The organism is Sinorhizobium chiapasense, assembly GCF_045277575.1.
GTDB lineage: Bacteria > Pseudomonadota > Alphaproteobacteria > Rhizobiales > Rhizobiaceae > Ensifer > Ensifer chiapasense_A.
In genome coordinates this window covers 2,545,322-2,563,432 of sequence record NZ_CP144206.1, presented here as the reverse complement: position 1 = coordinate 2,563,432, position 18,111 = coordinate 2,545,322, and the positions used below count along the sequence as shown (strand labels likewise).

15 protein-coding genes are annotated in these 18,111 nt (G+C 59.1%); 5 read left to right on the top strand and 10 right to left on the bottom strand.

What is annotated here, in order from left to right:
• Positions 1-2: 2 nt before the first annotated feature.
• From QM996_RS30730 to QM996_RS30720, 3 genes are read right to left on the bottom strand one after another with little or no spacing between them, the layout of a single operon-like run.
• The gene (locus QM996_RS30730; RefSeq protein ID WP_334197562.1) at positions 3-1,010 is read right to left on the bottom strand and encodes a Gfo/Idh/MocA family protein; all 1,008 of its coding nucleotides are present in this window, start codon (positions 1,008-1,010) and stop codon (positions 3-5) included.
• Positions 1,011-1,028: 18 nt separating this feature from the next.
• Entirely contained in the window at positions 1,029-2,537 is a 1,509-nt protein-coding gene (locus QM996_RS30725; RefSeq protein ID WP_334197561.1) for an amino acid ABC transporter permease/ATP-binding protein, read from the bottom strand.
• Between the two features lie 60 nt (positions 2,538-2,597).
• Positions 2,598-3,434: an ABC transporter substrate-binding protein gene (locus QM996_RS30720; protein ID WP_334197560.1), complete on the bottom strand. Its 837-nt coding sequence runs from the start codon at positions 3,432-3,434 to the stop codon at positions 2,598-2,600.
• 228 nt (positions 3,435-3,662) lie between these two features.
• On the opposite strand from QM996_RS30720, the gene QM996_RS30715 reads away from it, so the two are divergent.
• Positions 3,663-4,733 (top strand): LacI family DNA-binding transcriptional regulator, encoded by a 1,071-nt coding sequence (locus tag QM996_RS30715; protein ID WP_334197559.1) that lies wholly within the window; start codon positions 3,663-3,665, stop codon positions 4,731-4,733.
• Between the two features lie 384 nt (positions 4,734-5,117).
• Here the strand turns inward: QM996_RS30715 and QM996_RS30710 are convergent, their stop codons facing one another.
• Positions 5,118-5,582 carry a cupin domain-containing protein gene (locus tag QM996_RS30710; RefSeq protein WP_334197558.1) on the bottom strand — a complete coding sequence of 155 codons (465 nt, stop codon included), beginning with the start codon at positions 5,580-5,582 and terminating at the stop codon, positions 5,118-5,120.
• A gap of 109 nt (positions 5,583-5,691) precedes the next feature.
• Between QM996_RS30710 and QM996_RS30705 the strand changes: the two genes are divergently transcribed.
• Positions 5,692-6,669 (top strand): LysR family transcriptional regulator, encoded by a 978-nt coding sequence (locus QM996_RS30705; RefSeq protein ID WP_334197557.1) that lies wholly within the window; start codon positions 5,692-5,694, stop codon positions 6,667-6,669.
• 30 nt (positions 6,670-6,699) lie between these two features.
• Here QM996_RS30705 and QM996_RS30700 read toward each other — a convergent pair whose 3' ends face one another.
• Positions 6,700-8,616, bottom strand: a complete 1,917-nt coding sequence (locus QM996_RS30700; RefSeq protein WP_334197556.1) for a putative bifunctional diguanylate cyclase/phosphodiesterase — start codon at positions 8,614-8,616, stop codon at positions 6,700-6,702.
• A gap of 464 nt (positions 8,617-9,080) precedes the next feature.
• Here QM996_RS30700 and QM996_RS30695 point away from each other — a divergent pair, with 464 nt between their 5' ends.
• Positions 9,081-10,106 carry a PAS domain-containing protein gene (locus QM996_RS30695; RefSeq protein ID WP_334197555.1) on the top strand — a complete coding sequence of 342 codons (1,026 nt, stop codon included), beginning with the start codon at positions 9,081-9,083 and terminating at the stop codon, positions 10,104-10,106.
• A 1,067-nt stretch (positions 10,107-11,173) separates the two neighbouring features.
• On the opposite strand, the gene QM996_RS30690 is transcribed toward QM996_RS30695, so the two are convergent.
• The 4 genes from QM996_RS30690 to QM996_RS30675 form a co-directional block, all read right to left on the bottom strand.
• Positions 11,174-11,596 carry a type II toxin-antitoxin system VapC family toxin gene (locus QM996_RS30690; protein ID WP_334197554.1) on the bottom strand — a complete coding sequence of 141 codons (423 nt, stop codon included), beginning with the start codon at positions 11,594-11,596 and terminating at the stop codon, positions 11,174-11,176.
• Complete coding sequence (locus QM996_RS30685; protein ID WP_334197553.1) at positions 11,593-11,847, bottom strand: type II toxin-antitoxin system Phd/YefM family antitoxin; 255 nt, start codon at positions 11,845-11,847, stop codon at positions 11,593-11,595. Before QM996_RS30685 ends, QM996_RS30690 begins: the two co-directional genes overlap by 4 nt.
• A 107-nt stretch (positions 11,848-11,954) precedes the next feature.
• Positions 11,955-12,821, bottom strand: a complete 867-nt coding sequence (locus tag QM996_RS30680) for a GGDEF domain-containing protein (protein WP_500270445.1) — start codon at positions 12,819-12,821, stop codon at positions 11,955-11,957.
• 304 nt (positions 12,822-13,125) lie between these two features.
• Entirely contained in the window at positions 13,126-14,325 is a 1,200-nt protein-coding gene (locus QM996_RS30675; RefSeq protein WP_334141816.1) for an IS256 family transposase, read from the bottom strand.
• A gap of 627 nt (positions 14,326-14,952) precedes the next feature.
• On the opposite strand from QM996_RS30675, the gene QM996_RS30670 reads away from it, so the two are divergent.
• The gene (locus tag QM996_RS30670) at positions 14,953-15,747 is read left to right on the top strand and encodes a L,D-transpeptidase (RefSeq protein WP_334197551.1); all 795 of its coding nucleotides are present in this window, start codon (positions 14,953-14,955) and stop codon (positions 15,745-15,747) included.
• Positions 15,748-15,915: 168 nt separating this feature from the next.
• Positions 15,916-16,146 carry a 30S ribosomal protein S21 gene (gene rpsU, locus QM996_RS30665; protein ID WP_334197550.1) on the top strand — a complete coding sequence of 77 codons (231 nt, stop codon included), beginning with the start codon at positions 15,916-15,918 and terminating at the stop codon, positions 16,144-16,146.
• Positions 16,147-16,581: 435 nt separating this feature from the next.
• Here rpsU and QM996_RS30660 read toward each other — a convergent pair whose 3' ends face one another.
• Positions 16,582-17,928 carry an aspartate aminotransferase family protein gene (locus tag QM996_RS30660; protein ID WP_334197549.1) on the bottom strand — a complete coding sequence of 449 codons (1,347 nt, stop codon included), beginning with the start codon at positions 17,926-17,928 and terminating at the stop codon, positions 16,582-16,584.
• Between the last annotated feature and the right edge of the window lie 183 nt (positions 17,929-18,111).

Below are 18,111 nucleotides of genomic sequence, written 5' to 3'. Positions count from 1 at the left end.
GGTCAGGGCACTTCCCAGTGGCCGCTGGCGGCGGAGCGGAAGAGCGCGTCGATGACCTTCATGTTGGCGACCGCATCCTCCAGCCCTGTCTCGAGCGGCGTGCCGAAGAGAATGGCTTCGGCGAAGGCATCGGCCTGCGCGCGGTACTGGTCGACCGGCTCGATGACGATCTCCTCGCGCCCGCCACCGGCAAGGTCGCGGCCGTCGTCGAGCACGAGCCGGGTTGGCGCGTCGGCCGGCGGATTGAAGGGGATGGGAATTTCCAGACGCCCGCGCGTTCCGGTCACCGTGACCGCCTGCGTGAGGGCCAGCTGCGTGGAACAGGTGAAGACGAGCTGCCTGCCTTCCGGAAACTCCATGAGGCCACTGGTCAGGCGGTCCGTATCGAAGACCGGGTCGCGTTCCAGAAGCGCGATGGCCCGCAGCGGCTCGGAACCGAAGAGAAGGCGCGCCGTGTTAATGGCATAGCATCCGACGTCGTAAAGGCCCCCGCCGCCGATACTGGCCTGGTTGCGCACGTTCTGGGGATCGTCGAGATAGTAGGAAAAGATCGTCTGGATGGCCCGAGCCGCGCCGATCCGCCCTTCGGCGACAAGCGCCCGCGCTCTTTTCCACTGCGGATGGTGACGGACCATGAAGGCCTCGGCGACGGGCAGGCTCGCTGCTTTCTGCGCAGCTGCTAGCCTCATTAGCTCGTTGGCGTTAAGCGCGATCGGCTTTTCGCAAAGGACCGGCTTGCCGTGCTCCAGCGCCATGATCGTCATCGACACATGCAAGTGGTTGGGCAGCGGGTTGTAGATCGCGTCGATTTGCGTGTCGGCCAGTAGCGCCTCGTAGCTACCATGGGCCCTGGTGATGCCGAAGCGCGCCGCCATCTCCCCCGCCCTGCCAAAATCACGCGAGGCGATGGCCTCGACCCGTCCCAGGCGACTGGACTGAATGGCGGGAATGACGGCCTTGGCGGCGATGCCAGCGCAGCCGAGCACGCCCCATCGTATCGTTCGTGTCATCTTTTTCTCCTGTCCCCCTCAAAGCACTTCCGCAAGGAAGCGTTGAAGACGCGGGCTCTGCGGGTTGTCGAAGATCGCTTCCGGCGTGCCGGCTTCGACCACGCGCCCCTCGTCCATAAAAACGACCTGATCGGCGACACGGCGGGCAAAGCCCATCTCATGGGTGACGACGACCATCGTCATGCCGCGCTTGCCGAGGTCGGCCATCAGATTGAGCACGCCCTTGACCAGTTCCGGGTCGAGCGCACTCGTCACCTCGTCGAACAGGATGATTTCCGGCTCCATGGCGAGTGCGCGGGCAATGGCGACGCGCTGCTGCTGACCACCCGAAAGGCCACCCGGACGGTGGTGCTGCCGGCCGGCAAGACCAACATCGGCAAGTCTCGCCTTGGCGATATGCTCTGCTTTGTCCTTTGGTAGCCCCTTGATCTTCGTCAGCGACAGCATGACATTCTCAAGCGCAGTGTGATCGGGGAAGAGATTGAAGTGCTGGAAGACCATGCCCACCCGTCGGCGCAGGCGCTCCGGCTTCATGCCAAGGATGCTGTCGCCGTCGAGAAGGATGTCGCCGCTCTTCGGCTCGACCAGCCGGTTGATACAGCGCAGCAGTGTCGATTTTCCGGAGCCAGACGGCCCGATGATGCAGGTGATGCTGCCGGGCCTGACCGAAAGGTCGACCCCCTTCAGCACGTCGAGCTCGCCATAGGCCATGCCGAGATTACGGATGACGAGGCTGCCACCCTTGAATTCGGCCTGCGAAGCGCGACTCGCTCCGTCGAGTTCACTGACCTCCTCCAGCCCGCTGGAGATGGTGGCCGGACGCTGCTTGCCGATCCTGAGCCGGTTGTCGATGGCGTTGACGACATGGGTGAGCGGCACAGTGATGACGAGATAGAAGACACCGGCAAGAAGCAGCGGCGAAAGATTGCCTGTCACAACCGCCTGATCCTGGCCGACGCGAAAGATCTCGCGTTCGGCAGCAAGTAGGCCGAGGAAATAGACGAGGCTCGAATCCTTCACATTGCCAATGAACTGGTTGACCAGCGCCGGCAGCACGCGCCGCACGCCCTGGGGCACGACGATCAGCCGCATCCCCTGGCCATAGCTCATGGATAATGCCCGGCAGGCTTCCATCTGGCCGCGATCGACGCTCTGAATGCCCGAACGAAAGATCTCGCCGATATAGGCGCCGGCAATGAGGCTGAGCGCCAGTATGCCGAGCGGATAGGGTGAAGGGCCGAACAGTTCGCGGCCGATGCGCGCAAAGCCCTGGCCGATCATCAGGATCGTGACGATGGCCGGCAGACCGCGAAAGATGTCCGTATACACGCGGGCCGGAATGCGTAACCAGGGCGAACGAGAAATGCCCATGATGGCGAGCAGCATGCCGATGACGACACCGAGCACCGTCGAGGCCGCCGCAAGGATCAGCGTATTCTTGAGGCCGACCGTGATCATTGTCGGCAGCACTTCGGCCATCGCGCTCCAGTCGAGGAAGCTGCGGCGCAGGTTTTCAAGCCAGTTCATCAGGAGGTCCCTTGGAAGAAAGACCGGTCCGACCGGCGAGGCCGGACCGGCAAGGTGGCATCACTGCTTGGGAAGATAGGCGTCCGGCATCGGTGTGCCGGGGAACCACTTTTCGTGCAGGGTTTTCCAGGTGCCGTCCTGCATGGCGGCCTGGAGGCCCTTGTTCAATGCCTCACGCAGGGCGTCATTGCCTTTGCGGACGACGAAACCGGCCGGCGCGTCGAAGCTCGGGATGTTGACGGCGACCTTCAGTTCGGGGTAGCGCGCCGAATAATCCTTTGCCGCCTCGTAATCGAGGAAATGCGCATCGACCGTGCCATTGTTGAGCGCGGAGATGGCGGAGTTGTTGTCCGGGAACTTCACCAGATCCGCACCCGTGAAATTCTTCTCGGCATAGATTTCCTGCAGCGTACCCTGCACCACCCCAAGTCGCTTGCCCTTGAGGCCCGCCGCATCGGTGATACCGGCATCCGGCGTCAACACGGTGAGGAAGCCGGCGAGATAGCCGTCCGAAAAATCGACGGTCTCCTTGCGCTTGTCCGTCGTGCCGATCGCGGCGGCGGCGACGTCAAAGCGGCTGTTGGCCACCGAGGGCATCAGGGCGGAGAATTCCTGTCCGGTGAAAATCACCTGTTCCTTCTTGAAACCCAGACGCTCGGCGACGTTGAGGAAGAGTTCGACGTCGAAGCCGCTGAAACTGCCGTCAGCGGTGGTGAAGGCATAGGGCTTCGCATCCCCCATCGTGCCGACGCTAATCACCGCCGGATCGATCAGGCCGAGGGAATTATCTTCCGCTAGGGCCGGTGCCGTTACTACTGCCACGACGCCGAGGGCGATTGCGACGGCGGTGGCCCGCATGCGGGCAAGGGGGGAAGTGATGGCTTCTGATAGTCTCATCGATTTCATCTCCTCTGGTGGTGTTGTCTGCGATGTTTTCAAGCCGCACGGGTCCCACCCGGACGACGGCACGAACCGCTCGTCCGGTCCATGCCATCGCATGCCGGGATTTCGCTATTCTTGTATTGAGACCGGTCTCAAACCTAAAAGAGACCGGTCTCTTTGACTTTTCTCAATTGTTATCTTCGCATTTGCCAGTCGTCAATATCTCTTGTATGGCTAACTTCCATGGACCAAAGCCCACCCAGATCACCCTCCGCCACGGTCGCCGATGTTGCCCGCAAAGCAGGTGTCTCGAAGGCAACCGCCGCGCGTGTGTTGGGGGGGTATGGAACCGTGAGCGACCATGTGCGGGATGCCGTGACCGCGGCCGCCCGCGCCCTCAACTACCAGCCGAACGAACTGGCCCGTAGTATGACGACGGGGCGCTCCGGCACGATCGGCGTGGTGGTGGGTGATATCGAGAATCCCTTCTTCAGCTTGGCGATGCGAGGTATCACCGATGTCGCCCGGCAGGCCGGTTTCACCGTTGTGCTGATCAATTCTGGCGAAGACGCCGACACGGAAAGAGCCGCAATTCGCACCCTGCTCGCAAAGCGGGTGGACGGCCTCATCGTCTCACCGGCCAAGGAGAGCGACGCCGACCACTTGCGTGAAGCCGCCCGCTCCGGTCGGCCACTTGTTCTCCTCGACCGCGGCAGCGAGACTCTCGACGTCGATACCGTGATCGCCGACGACCGACATGCTGCGGAAGACATCACACGCCGGCTCATCACGCTCGGCCATAGGCGTATCGCCTACCTCACTGCCTGTGACACCCCGGACCACCGCTTCCGCACACCGGCCGACATCAATACCGGCTCGGTGCGCCGGCGGATCGAGGGTTTTCTCGATGTCTGCCAGAAGGCCGGGCTCGAGCGAATGGAAGACTGGGTGCATGTGGGCGCCGTGACATCGGAACACACCCACCGTATCGCCACCGTCATGCTCAAATCCTCGTGGCGTCCGACAGCGATCATCGCATCTGACAGTGTGATCGGCCTCGAAGTCTTCAAGGTCTGTCGCGAACTTGGCCTCACCATTCCAAACGACCTGTCGCTGGTGTCGTTTCACGACGCAGACTGGACGTCCGTCACAACACCGCCCGTCACGGTCGTGCGCCAGCCCGTCTACGGCCTTGGCGAAGCGGCGGCCAAGCTATTGGTCGAGCGGCTTAACGGAAACAGCGCGGAGGCGACGCGCGTCGTCCTGAAGACGGAAGTCGTCGAGCGCGCCTCCGTGGCCGCCGCGCCCACATAGACATTCGGCGCCGTCAGAACTGTACCCCGAGCCGCAGAGCATCCAGCATGGCCGCATGAACCGATCGGTTTTTCGATCTCCGCGACGCCATCATCCTGCCCTTCTTCGAGCTCGCCGCGGCCGATGAGGATCGAGCCTTGTACCAGCGCCACCGCTGGCGCTCGGGCGTCAGCAACCCGACCCTACCGGGGAACTTCGATGACCACTGCTACGCCGCCCGCTCGCTACGGCGCTCAGTTGAGGGCGCCGCTCGCGAGCGGCTTCGCTACCGCCGAGCTACACCAGCTGTAGGGGCCGTCACCCATCGTTTTGCTTTGGCACCCCCCATCAACGGCATCGTTTTCCCAGCGAAATTATCCCAAATGCGGTTTGGCTTTGTTATCATCAACACGCTTTTTGGTCGGCTCCCCAATTCGCAGGCCCACGAAATTCGATGCCATAACGGTCGCCGAGTTGCAGCAAACGATCGATGTGCTCCGGTAGCTGCGGAACCTGCGCAGCCGCCTCAACGAAGAATTCCTCCATACCCCCCGGCGTCAAGATCGTCAGATTGCGCCCCGGAGACGTACTGGTTACCCGAAAAGTATGCGGTACGCCGCGGGGCAGGAAAATAGAACTGCCTGGATGCACCGGGACCACCTCGCCATCCAACCAGAATTCATAGTCGCCCTCGATCACATGGATCACTTCGTCCTCATTGTGATGAATGTGGACAGGTGGCCGACCGCCTGCAGGCACGGTGCTTTCAAAAACTCCGACGATTCCGCCGCTTTCGAACCTTCCGACATTGATGGTGTAAGTTGTGCCCATCCAAGTGACGGTGCGCAGATTTTCCGCAGCGATGCGCATAGCAATTTCCTTCCGAAGTCGCGTGAAGTAGATTCTCTGTTGCTGTGGATCGCTATCGCGGAGCGTCGCCTTTAGGAAATCGAATGATCGTATAAGGGATATTGGCCCGGTGAATTTCGTCGCTCTCGATCTGAACCTGCTGCGTGTATTCGACGCCATGATGGCCGAACTCTCGACGGTGAGAGCCGGCGAGCGTGTCGGCTTGTCTCAGCCAGCCGTAAGCTCGGCACTCGGAAGATTACGCGCCCTATTGGATGACGAATTGTTCGTGCGCGAAGGCAACCAAATGATGCCAACCGCGCGCGCGATCGAACTGAGCAGACCTATCCGGCAAGCATTGGCCGGCATGGAAGAGGCATTGGCGACGACTGTTGCTTTCGATCCCGCCACGTCGACCCGATCATTCATGTTGGTTGGCTCTGATTATTTCTCTACACTTTTGATGCCGCCCCTCGCTGCGCGCGTGGCCGAAGCAGCACCCTTCATCACCCTTCAAATGATCGATCACGCCTCATCTGAGGTTTTCGAGATGCTGCGCAACGGCAGAGCGGATATCGTTATCGATCGGTGGCTCGAACCGTCCGAATGGGTCGAAAGCCGCAAGGTCCTCCAATCTTGGCTGGTTTGCATCGCGAAACAGGGCCATCCGCTTCTCGCCCGCCGCGGGATCCGCCCGGGAGACGCAATACCAGCGGACATGTTTTGCGACCTCCCCCACGTTCTGCGCTCGGCTGACGGCAGTAAGACCGGGACGATCGATCCGGCACTTGCACGCCTTGGCCTATCTCGACGTGTCATGGTCACGGTGCCACATTTCCAGGCGGTCGCCCTTGCCGTGGAAGCGAGTGAAATGCTTGGAAGCATTCCGGTTCATTTCGCCCGAATGTTGATCGGCCGGCTAAAGCTCGACGTATTCATGCCACCGATGGATTCGCCGAAAATGGACGTAACCATGTATTGGCTTCGCCGCTTCGACCGCGATCCAGGAATTGCCTGGCTCCGGGATCAAATCGCGGACGTCCTCGCCTTGCCGGAACGCGCGTTCCTATCATCGTCCGATCCCCTGCCAAGATGGCCGGAGGACTAAGGGCGGCCCCGACGTTGGCGCCGCACGCGACTAGTCCCGGCATGTGGCGGAACGGATTGAGGGTGAATCGTTCGAGCGGCGACGATGTAGCGCAAATTCGCGGACGAAGAGCGGGAAGTCTTGCACGGGCAGCGGCTTTGAGAAAACAGAACCTTGACCTCGGTCGCAGCCCATATTCCGCAGGAGATCAAGCTGCTCCTCCGTGTCAATTCCCTCGGCAGTAACGTCAAGATCGAGGCTGTGAGCTATCTCGATGATGCCGCGGATAATCTTCTGGTCTGTATTGTTGCGCCCCAGTTCGCGCACGAGACTGCTGTCGATCCTGATGCCGTCCAAGGATAATTCCTTAAGGTGCGCGAGAGCAGCATAGCCCGCGCCAAAATCGTTAAGAACAACCTCGTAGCCAGCCTCGCGCAGCCGGTTCGCTTCCTCTCGCACGCGCGTCGATTGCTTCCCGAAGAACAAGCCCTCAGAGACTTCAATCGAAATTGCGCTGGGGGTCAAACCCGCCGAAATCACCGCCCCTGCCAATCGCTCGCAATAATTCGCCGCCAGAAAATCTGCCGCGGTCGTATTTATAGCGACCCTTCCAAAGTTGACGCCGTTCTTTGTCCAATCAGCGATCTGCGAAACTGCAGACTCCCGGACAAAATCGCCAATGGCAGTGGCGAGCCGAAAGTCATCAAAAATCTCTGCGAATTCGTTGGGGTCTACCAAGCCGAGGTTTGGCTGTTCCCAGCGAAGCCACGCCTCCACAGCCTTCAGGCTCTCGTCGGCCAGCGAGACGACCGGCTGATAATGAAGGCAGAATTGGCCATCACGCAGTCCCTCCCGCGCCTGATCCTGCACGCTGATCCGTCGAGTCGTTGCGTCCAGAAGCGCAGGCGTGAAGAACTCGTATCGGTCGCGACCTAGTCTCTTTGCGTTATAGAGAGCAATGTCGGCGTTCCTTAGGAGTTCGGCCGGCGTCGCGCCGTGATCGGGAAGGCAAGCTATTCCCATGCTCATCGAAGCGCTTACTCTGTAACTATCAAACGCAGGCATTCTGACAGCGTCGCGAATAGAAGCCAGTAGCTGCTCGAGGCGCGCTCGTGAAGGCGACGGAGTGAATACGACGGCAAATTCATCACCTCCGAGCCTCGCAGTGATATCGGTGGCTCGGACCGACCGTCGGATCCCGGCACTCACGGCCTTAAGCAATTCGTCGCCCGCATCGTGACCGTGGATGTCATTGATGTCTTTAAAATTGTCGAGATCCAGCAGAACCAAAGCGGCACCTTGGCGGTCGCCGGCCAAAGGATCTACGGTCTTCGCCAACTCACTCTGGAAAGCACGCCGGTTCAACAGTCCGGTTAGCGGATCGATATTCGCGACGGCGGTTAGATGCTGTTGTGCACGCTTCAACTCGGTGATGTCAAAGCGACACGCAACATACTGGCAAACCTTCCCGCCGGAATCGAGCCGCGGGATGATCGTGGTCGCCACCCAATAGAGCGAGCCATCCTTTGCCCTGTTGCATATCTCGCCCCGCCAGATCCGGCCCCCTCTTATCGTGGCGTACATCTCGCGAAAGAACCGTTTGCCATGGAAGCCGGAATTGAGCAGACGATGATTGGCGCCAACCAGTTCGCTCGATGTATATCCACTGATATCGCAGAACCTTGAATTCGCGTAGAGGATCGTGCCCTTCGTGTCGGTCACCGCAATGATTAGAACATTGTCGATCGCATCGATCCAGAAACCGGGATCCTGACATTGCCAGTCGGCCTCGGGCATCAGCGTTTGGGGTAGGCTGCTGGCAAAACGAACCAGATCCTTGATTGCTTCAGGAGAACCGCTGGCTTGTGCACCGCGCAATACTTGATGGATTGCAGGTGTGGCCGCCTGCACAGGGTCTGATGGATAAGGGGCTGGTTTCGGGCTCTTCCCCATGGGACTACTATTCATACAGCCCTCGTTGATGCCCCTGCCGCTGAGTTGAAACGCACCCTCTGCGCAGGCGGGTTCAATGAAAGGCAACGTTCCGAAGCGCTCGAACGGGGCAATTTTACCGTCATCAAGTCGCTTGGATTGCCGACGGCCCCGAACATAATCCCTTTGGTTGAAACGCCGATTTATTGTCACGCCTCAGCGACGTTCGCAATCTGAGCATTTACTGTCCTCTTCTGCCAAAGAAGAGACATATATGCTCAAATATACAGTGAATCTTTCGCACGAGAGCGAAAGTGTTCATTTCATTTCCCAAGTGTTTTCAGATTGTTTTCATAATAAACGCGCCGCAGTCTCTAAACCAGAAATCGGACATATTCTCCGAAAACTAGTTTGTTAAACGAGAGAAATTCTTGTATTTGGGAGAATGAGCGGTCCACATTCGCTCGAAGAACGCCACTTCGATAGCAGCATGTCGCGGAATGACCAATTCAAAGAGATTTCTCAAGACTCCAGATTTGAAGTTAAGGATCATAGAAGAACGTTGCAATCTTGGCGTTTGGACTTGGGAAATTGAATCTTCCGAAGTAACTTGGTCGAATGGGCTCTTCCGTATACTTGGATTCGAACCCGCCTCCGTTGTTCCCACAATTGATCTTTACCAGTCCCTTGTGCATCCAGATGACCAACTGGATTTCAGTAATGCTGTGGGGCTCGCATCCGATAAGCGGCTTGCGGACAGGACATTCCGGATCATCCGTCCCGACGGCAGCTTGAGATGGGTTCGCAGCAAGGCACAACCGCACTTCGATCGAAATGGAAGTCCGATCGCTATGATGGGCATCGTAGCGGACGTTACCGATGTCCAGGAGCTTAAAGCCAGTCTGAACGGCGAGAAGAAGCTCAATCACATTTTGTCCCGGCTGCTCGGCGGCCACATCTGGCGGGCCTACCCAGATGGCAAGCTGGTCGAGACAAGTGAATGGTCGAAGCTGACCGGTCAATCGCCGGCGGAAGCTCGGAATTGGGATGAGTTGGCCGCGATACATCCCGACGACAGATCTAAATTCCGGCAGGCGTGGGCAACCGCGATCGCAACGGGAAAGATGTTCCGTGTAACGATGCGGGTAAAAGATCTGGCGGGACGTTATGTCAGGTTGAAGGGTCAGGCGCTTGCCGTCCGGGATGAGACTGGCGAGATTGTCGAGTGGGTCGGATATACCGATTATCTTGACGACCATGTTTTGCAGCCCGCCACAGATGAACCGCTTACTCCCGGCCAAATCCGAGCGGCACGAGCTTTGCTGAACTGGACGGCGCCGGAATTAGCCAAGGTCGCCGGCGTATCATTTTCGACCGTGAGGCGCCTGGAATCGTCTGCTGTTTCGGTAAGACAGGAAAACTTGAGAAAGGTGCGAAGCGCGCTGGAGAGGCATGGAGTTCGATTCTTCCGCGACTTAAAGGGTGGGGTCTCAGTCGGCCTCTCAACGTCAACGGCCAACACCTGATGATTGCATTGCCGCAGCTCAAGGTGTTTCATAGCTTCAATGCCCGCGTCCGAGGTCGACCTAAAACATGGTGATGACGGGCAGTTCATGGCCAAGAAGATCATCGACGCCAAGAAGGAGGAAATCGAAGAGATGACCGAGGAGCACGCGAAGTGATCCCTCCGCAGCGTGATCAGCGGCATGCTCAATCGGGCGTCATCCTATAGGCTATCGGAACCTGCCTGCAGCGTCCTTGGCCATGCGGTGTGGCGACGCGACGATAATCTTATGGATGACGTAGCGCTTCTCTGCCCGAAACGAGAAAAGTTGCCGCTTACAACTGCGCTCTGGAAGGCGGGTTCTCTAACGGCGGATACCGGTCGGCGCAGGCATGGGCGCTCGGCGTGCGCGCGCTCGCAGGCAGCGCCAGCAGACCAGAGGAAGCGTCACTCCGGCTTGCGCCACTGGGAAATCCGGCTGAACTGGCGCATGCGGGTACGGTCGCGTCGATTCCGAACGTGCAGCATTTTCCGACGATGCTCGGGTTGTTCTCTACGCCGAGGATGAACGCGCGATCGACCACTTCGCAGTCTATCAGATTCCGATACCCGAGCCGTTCCAGACCGAACCAGGACGGCGTACGATAAGGATCAGCCTCGCCTACGATCCGCCCGTCAAGCAGTCGCACGCCTTGGAGCCGCCTGAATCGCGCGGCGGCTCTACCGCAGCAGCATTCTGCAATCGGCCCAATTTCGGACGCTCGGATCACAATGGTCAATTATCAGCTCCCGGCGCTTTCCAGCCGTTCAGATCAGGGTAATACCGCGAACGTTCCAGCCGATCGAGACGACCGGGATGCCGGCAACCCGGATGTCTCCTATCCCTCGCCTTGAGAGGAATCGAATGGTAGACCGTCTTTGTTGTGCAGCTGAACTTCTCTCGTTTTGAGCTCAAGCTGTAGGTTGATTTTCAAGGGGCATACATCAGCCTATAAACCGGTGCTGGACCAGTTGTCAGTTTAAAGGCTGAACAAACCGAGTGCGGATTAAACTCAGGAGGACTAATTGGGCCGGCTGAAGAAACGATCATCAGCCTTGCCACGGATCGACCACAACGACACCAGTACCATCGAAATCCCTGACATTGCGTGTCACGACAATCATGTCGTGGACCAAAGCTGTCGCTGCGATCAACGCGTCTGCTTCGTTGCGCCGGTCGGGAACATGCAGGTGCGCGCAACGTGTAGCAACCGTATCGTCAACCGTCAGGATACGACCTGCGAACTCTGGTCTGACTTGGCCGTCCAGCCAAGAGCGCAGCCGGGCGCCCTGCGCGGCGTCCCGGCGCTGCACGCCAAGCACTCCTCGTTCCAATTCAAGAATCGTGATGGCCGAGATAAAGAAGCGAGCCGCATTTTCTGCCCCTATCCACGCTACAACATTGGCATCAGCTTTACCGTCACCGACTTTGCGTAGTTCCGAAATGACGTTGGTATCGAGCAGGTACTTCAAAACAAGTCCACTTCGCGGGGTCTAATGTCAACGCGATGCGGCTCGAAATCGATGGCCGAGAGACCTGGCATAGCGAGAGCCTCGACAAGGCTGCGGTGCTTGCCGCTCAAGCGTTCGAATTCATCATAGGTCATCAGGACATGCGAAGGCTTGCCGCGGTCGGTGATGATAACTGGACCGCTTTTTGCCGCCTTCTTGGCGCTGCTGACGTCATGATTCAGTTCTCTGCTGGAAAGGGTCGTGAAGCTCACGGGGCACCTCAATGTAGGTAATTACCTACATATAGCATGAGGGGATGAAATAACAAGTCGAGCAACGACGCGGACGCTGTCCGTCTTGGTGTCGTTCTTCTCGTCGTTCATCCCTCGTTGGCGGCGATTGGCAGAAGCCGGCTGTGACGCCCGGAGGCAATAGTAAAGCCATTGCGACCATGCCGCTTGGTTTCGTAGAGGGCCATGTCTGCCTCTTCGATTATGTTTTCGAGAGAGGCGACATCGGCGGCCGGCCCGAGCGAGACACCGACACTGATCGACAGTGGAATGATCTCACCTTGCCAATCGAACCGACTCGCAGCGACAGCTCTTGTAAGTTGATCGGCGAGTGCCCGTACGACGGCCGGTTCACTGACGACAAGAGCAATCCCAAATTCGTCACCCGCCAGACGTCCCAAGAACTGTCCTGACAGTCCCACTATCTGTTTGGCAAGCGTGGAGAAATGCTGCAAGCAGGCATCGCCTGCCGCATGTCCATATGTGTCGTTGATGGTCTTGAACCGATCGACGTCAATGATCATGACACCGAAGCTAGCTCCGCGGCGCTCCGCATCGGACTTCATGGTGCGCGAGGTTTCCATGAAGGTACGACGATTAGGCAGCCCAGTAAGCTCGTCGAAGGAGGCAATTCTGATGAGATCGGATGCTAGGCGATCTACGGCCATCAGTACAAAGCCAAGATTCCATACGGTTGCACCGAAGATGGCCGCGACAAGCAGGAACGCGGCTAGGTCATAGTAGCGCTCCGTCGACAGACTTTCGGCCAACCGCATGATGTTCAGCAGCACTTCGGTACCTTGTCCAGTGAAGGCGACAACAAAGCCGAATGTTGCCGCAATCGCTCCGAGACTCGGACTTTGACAAGCCTTCAGTGAGACGATCGCCAAAGCCATCGGGATGAGTTGGAACGCAGCAATAGCGACATTGATGACGGGGCGGCTGTCGCCGGTCATTGCCAGGACACATGCGCCCGCAAAAACAATGAGTGCGACGGCACGCCAGGCGGCAGGCTCTCCTTGAAAACGTCTGATACCGGTCCACCCCAAACAGAAGCCCAGGACCGTGCAAGTGTTAGCAGCAACGATGCACAGATGTCCGTACGTTGTCCCGAGTGCGAAGAGAACGCCGCCTAGCGTCGTCAATAGGCACGCAGCAAGCCAGTATCCGGCACCATCGATATTACGATGCACGATGACGTCCCAGGGAGTGGTGTAGCTTCGGCGATCGCCGTGCTTTCCGGACGGAGCCGGGAATGGGTCAGCTTGCCGCAGCGGGCAGGCTGATGAGCGGATCATCGCTCATTGCGGCGATGGTCTCAAGGGTCAGGTATCTGGAGCGCTGGACGGCCCACTCGTCGTTCTGTTCGAGCAGCAATGCGCCGACGAGGCGGACGATGGCGTCATCGTTGGGGAAGATGCCGACAACCTCGGTGCGCCGCTTGATCTCCCCATTGAGGCGCTCGATGGGGTTGGTGCTGTGAAGCTTGGCCCAGTGCTGCCTGGGAAAGGTCATATAGGCGAGCACGTCTTCTTCAGCGGTGTCCATGAGTTGGGCGAGCTTCGGCACTTTCGGCCTGATCTGGTCGGCGACGTTACGCCACTGAGTGCTTGCGGTCTCCGGCGTATCTTGGGCGAAGGCTGTGGCGATGAAGGCGGAGACCACTCGTCGCCCGCTCTTTCCGGCATGGGCCAGCGCGTTTCTCATGAAGTGAACCCTGCACCTCTGCCAGGTGGCCGATAGAACCTTGGAGACGGCGGCCTTGATCCCTTCATGGGCATCGGAGACGACGAGCTTGACGCCTCTGAGACCCCTTCGCGTCAGTTTGCGCAGAAAATCCGTCCAGATCGGCTCGGCCTCGGACGTGCCAATCTCCATGCCCAAGACCTCGCGCCGTCCGTCGGTGTTGACGCCGACGGCGATGATGACGGCGACCGAGACGATGCGGCCACCGCGACGAACCTTCAGATAGGTGGCGTCGATCCACAGATATGGCCAGTCGCCTTCAATGGGGCGGCTGAGGAACGCCTTCACCTTGTCGTCGATCTCCTCGCACAACCTCGAGACCTGGCTCTTGGAGATGCCGCTCATGCCCATCGCCTTGACCAGGTCGTCGACGGAGCGGGTCGAAACGCCCTGGATGTAGGCTTCCTGTATCACGGCCGTCAGAGCCTTCTCGGCCATGCGGCGCGGCTCGAGAAAGCTCGGGAAATAGGTGCCGGTACGCAGCTTCGGGATGCGCAGTTCCACGGTCCCGGCCCGTGTTTCCCAGTCGCGCTCGCGGTAGCCGTTACGTTGGGCAAGCCGAAAGGCGCTCTTCTCGCCATAGGCTGCGCCCGTCTTCGCCCCGACCTCCAGCTCCATCAGCTTCTCGGCGGCAAAGCCAATCATCTCCCGCAGCAAATCCGCGTCCGCGCTCTTCTCAACAAGCGAGCGCAGGTTCATCATCTCGTCGGTCATCGGTGATCTTTCCATCAGGTTGAGCTTGAACAACCCGACCCTACCGGAAAAACACTGATGGCCGCCTTCCTGCTACACCACTCCCTGGGACGTCATCCGATGCACCCCGACGAAACCCGACCACACGATGCAGAGCACGACCGAATTTAGTAGGATGATGAGGTAAAGCGTTTGGAAATCCAGGCTCATCCGAGTTCCAAGAAACGTGTATTCAATTCGCGCTGTACACCCTCATGGCGACCGCATACCCACCACGATCCGTGCGGGTGGGAGCCTCGCAGTAGCACGCTCCACTTAGATCAAGTTCAAGAAAATCGCTAAATTTAAACTAATCGTTGCTGGCTGGAACTGGCCCAGCGCTCGGCCCAGGGTGCCTCGGGAGATCATGCAAGCTGACCATCAGCATCATAGGGTCGGATGGCGAAAGCAGGAATCCGACCGGCTAATAGAAGGCTCGCGCGTCATCTTCCGACGAGCAGTTGGTTATGCCCATGCCATGCGTCTGCCACCCCGCACTTGCCAGTGGAAAGCAGGGGTCAGGCCGGTTTTACGCCTCCTTAACCATGAATTGTGAAAATGCGCCAGCCGGAGGCATTATGCCGACCGCTCGTTTGGGGTAAAGAGTGCATGCGTAAGCCGCTAGATCAGAAGCTGTCCTCCGGCGCCACCATTTCGGAGTCGGGTTACGTCGTCTCCCGGCGCGCTGTGCTTTCGGGCCTCGGTGTCATGACCCTGCTTGGTGCCTCCGGCTGCTCGCAGGCGCTCGAACCGCCGTCACTGGAACCGCTCGAGCCGTCCGGCCGTATGTCGCCTGCAGGCGTTGACCACATGTCGACCGGGGCGATCCCACCGATCAGCGTCGACAGCAACATCACGGACAACAGCACGATGTATGCCTCGCTGATCGACAACAGCTTCGTCATCCCGGCAGTCCCATTCCAGAAGGTCAGGCCGGAATTCCGGCGTCAGATGGTTATCGATCCGACCGGAGAGGCGCCGGGCACGATCGTGGTACGGCTCAACGAGCGGCATCTCTATTGGGTGCAGGAAGGCGGCGAAGCCATCCGTTACGGCGTGGGCATCGGCAAGGCTGGCTTCGAATGGAGCGGTCGCGCGGAGATCCAGTACACAAAGGAGTGGCCGACCTGGACGCCGCCCAGGGAGATGATCGCGCGCAAGCCGGAGCTGGTGAAATGGTCGGGCGGTCAGCCGGGTGGTCTCGACAACCCGCTCGGCGCCCGCGCACACTATATCTACAAGGACGGCCACGACACTGGTTATCGCGTGCACGGCTCACCGGAATGGTGGACCATCGGCACTCAGGCGTCTTCGGGTTGCGTGCGCATGATCAACCAGGACGTCATCGATCTGTACAACCGGGTCAAGGCATCGCCGACCAAAGTCCCGATTGTGGTGGTGTGAAAGCCTTCCGCTTCGGAGTATCGTTCGAGGACCGGAATTTCGCACCTGACCGGTTTCAGCGTTGCCTCGCTTTCCATTTTAGAAAGCTTGCATTTCTGCGAAATGTGAACTTGGAATCAGCTCGAAAACTTGTAGGTTGAGCGACCTTTTCCAACCTACGAGCGGCCAATGCAGGTTCTAGTACGCGATAACAACGTCGATCAGGCGCTCCGCGTCCTGAAGAAGAAACTCCAGCGCGAGGGCATTTTTCGTGAAATGCGGATGCGCGAGGCTTTTGAAAAGCCCTCGGTTAAGAGAGCGCGCGAGAAAGCCGAGGCGGTGAGCCGCCAACGCAAGAATGCTCGCAAGCAAATGCAGCGCGAAGGCCTGCTTCCGTCGAAGCCGAAAAAGAATAGATAGCTCTCGAACATCTCGGAGAAACAGCGTTCCGAGTTGACCTTCTCGATCGCCTTGTGGCTGCACTCGATGTCGAAGCACTCTTTTGCGTTCGAGTAGAAGGCTACTTCGGCATCTTGCCGACCTTCAACGGATCCGGCAGTAGGGCTGATTCCGTTGGACCTGATGTAAGCTGCGGGTCGTGCTCCAGGTGCTCCTGCCAGGCCGCCTCAGGCACCTGACCAGAACGATAAGCCTCAATAAAGCAAACGCTGATCGTCGTTCAACTCGGGCTCGTCCTCGGCATGGCGCCACTGGAACAATCCGAGCACCGCCTCACCGATATCTCTCATATGGATGGACATATGAAGCCTCAATTCGCCGTCTCGTCATAAAACGCTCAGCGACCTGGTTACAATGTCGGCGCCAGTCAGTGGCCGGCGGGGCTTTAGCTGCACGTTACGATCCAGCGAGCTCCCTGAGGCTCCGTTCGACGATATCGAACATCTCATCGACCTCCGATTTGGTGATGATCATCGGGGGACAGAAGGCAATTGCGTCACCGATGTTGCGGGAAATCAGTCCATTCTTCTGCAACAGGGCCGCCGCCCGGGCGCCCACGGTTCCCGTCGGTGCACCGTCCGCGGCTTCCAATTCCAGGGCACCGATCAGACCAACGCCACGTGCCTCGACCGCAAGCGGATGCCGTTCCAGCGCATTGAGGCGCTCGAGGAAATGCTGGGCCAGCCGGCGCACATTTCCAACCAAGTCGCGCTCCTCGATGATCGCCAAGTTTTCCAGCGAGACGGCAGCGGCCACTGGATGGCCGCTCGCAGTGTAACCATGTCCAAGCACGCCGATCCGGTCGGCCTCGGACGCGATAGGCTCGTAGATGCGCTCGTTGATCATCACGGCGGAGATCGGCTGGTAAGACGACGAGAGCTGCTTGGACACTGTCATGATGTCCGGGCGAATTCCGAAGGTTTCCGAACCGAACATGTTGCCCGTGCGGCCGAACCCGCAGATCACCTCGTCGGCAATGAGCAGAATGTCGTATCGGTCGAGGACGTCCTGAATGGCGGCCCAATAGCCTTCCGGCGGCACGATCACGCCGCCGGCGCCCATGACGGGCTCACCAATAAAGGTAGCAACCGTTTCCGGTCCCTCCTCAAGGATCATAGCCTCCAGTTCCTCGGCACAGCAGCGCGAAAAGGCAAGTTCGTCCTGGCCGGGTTCGGCCCCCGTTCGATAATGCGGGCAGGTCGTGTGCAGGATGTTCGGCAACGGCAGGTCGAACGACCGATGATTGTTAGGCAAGCCGGTCAGACTGGCGCTCAGCGCCGTCACGCCATGGTAGCCCTTGATCCGAGAAATGACCTTCTTTTTCTCGGGTTTGCCAAGCGCGTTCGAACGATACCAAACGAGTTTGATCGCCGTGTCGTTCGCCTCGGAACCGGAATTGGCGAAGTAGACCTTCGACATCGGCACCGGCGCCAGAGACACCAGCTTCTCCGCCAGGTCGGCAACCGGCCCGTGCGATTTCTGGGAGAAGGTATGGTAGTAGGGCAATTGGCTCAATTGCTTGCGCGCAGCCTCGACGAGGCGCTTCTCGCCGAAGCCGACGGCGACGCTCCAGAGTCCCGCCATACCCTCAATGTAGCGCTTGCCGCTGTTGTCGAAGACGTGGATGCCCTCCCCGCGCTCGATCACCATCGGCCCATCGCGTTCCAGGCGTCGGGGATTGGTATAGGAATGGAGGTGATATGCCATGTCCCGCGCTTCGGTGGAATTTGGCTGTGCAGTCATCGGCGTCTCCCTGCAGTAATTTCGAAGCGTGATGTCATAATAACCCAATCAGTGTACGATCCAGCGGATGGCGAACCAGCCGCCTTCCGGCCCCTCCGCTCCGAGGTCGCGAAAGGCAAGCGTCCCGGCGCCCGCCGCGGAAGCGGGCATGGCCAGTTCGGCGCGGCGTCACCGGTTAAAAGG

Coding starts and splice junctions, on each gene's coding strand:
- QM996_RS30730 (WP_334197562.1), bottom strand. CDS start 1,010: ATGACACGAACGATACGATGGGGCGTGCTCGGCTGCGCTGGCATCGCC.
- QM996_RS30725 (WP_334197561.1), bottom strand. CDS start 2,537: ATGAACTGGCTTGAAAACCTGCGCCGCAGCTTCCTCGACTGGAGCGCG.
- QM996_RS30720 (WP_334197560.1), bottom strand. CDS start 3,434: ATGAGACTATCAGAAGCCATCACTTCCCCCCTTGCCCGCATGCGGGCC.
- QM996_RS30715 (WP_334197559.1), top strand. CDS start 3,663: ATGGACCAAAGCCCACCCAGATCACCCTCCGCCACGGTCGCCGATGTT.
- QM996_RS30710 (WP_334197558.1), bottom strand. CDS start 5,582: ATGCGCATCGCTGCGGAAAATCTGCGCACCGTCACTTGGATGGGCACA.
- QM996_RS30700 (WP_334197556.1), bottom strand. CDS start 8,616: ATGAATAGTAGTCCCATGGGGAAGAGCCCGAAACCAGCCCCTTATCCA.
- QM996_RS30695 (WP_334197555.1), top strand. CDS start 9,081: ATGACCAATTCAAAGAGATTTCTCAAGACTCCAGATTTGAAGTTAAGG.
- QM996_RS30680 (WP_500270445.1), bottom strand. CDS start 12,821: ATGACCGGCGACAGCCGCCCCGTCATCAATGTCGCTATTGCTGCGTTC.
- QM996_RS30675 (WP_334141816.1), bottom strand. CDS start 14,325: ATGACCGACGAGATGATGAACCTGCGCTCGCTTGTTGAGAAGAGCGCG.
- QM996_RS30670 (WP_334197551.1), top strand. CDS start 14,953: ATGCGTAAGCCGCTAGATCAGAAGCTGTCCTCCGGCGCCACCATTTCG.
- rpsU (WP_334197550.1), top strand. CDS start 15,916: ATGCAGGTTCTAGTACGCGATAACAACGTCGATCAGGCGCTCCGCGTC.
- QM996_RS30660 (WP_334197549.1), bottom strand. CDS start 17,928: ATGACTGCACAGCCAAATTCCACCGAAGCGCGGGACATGGCATATCAC.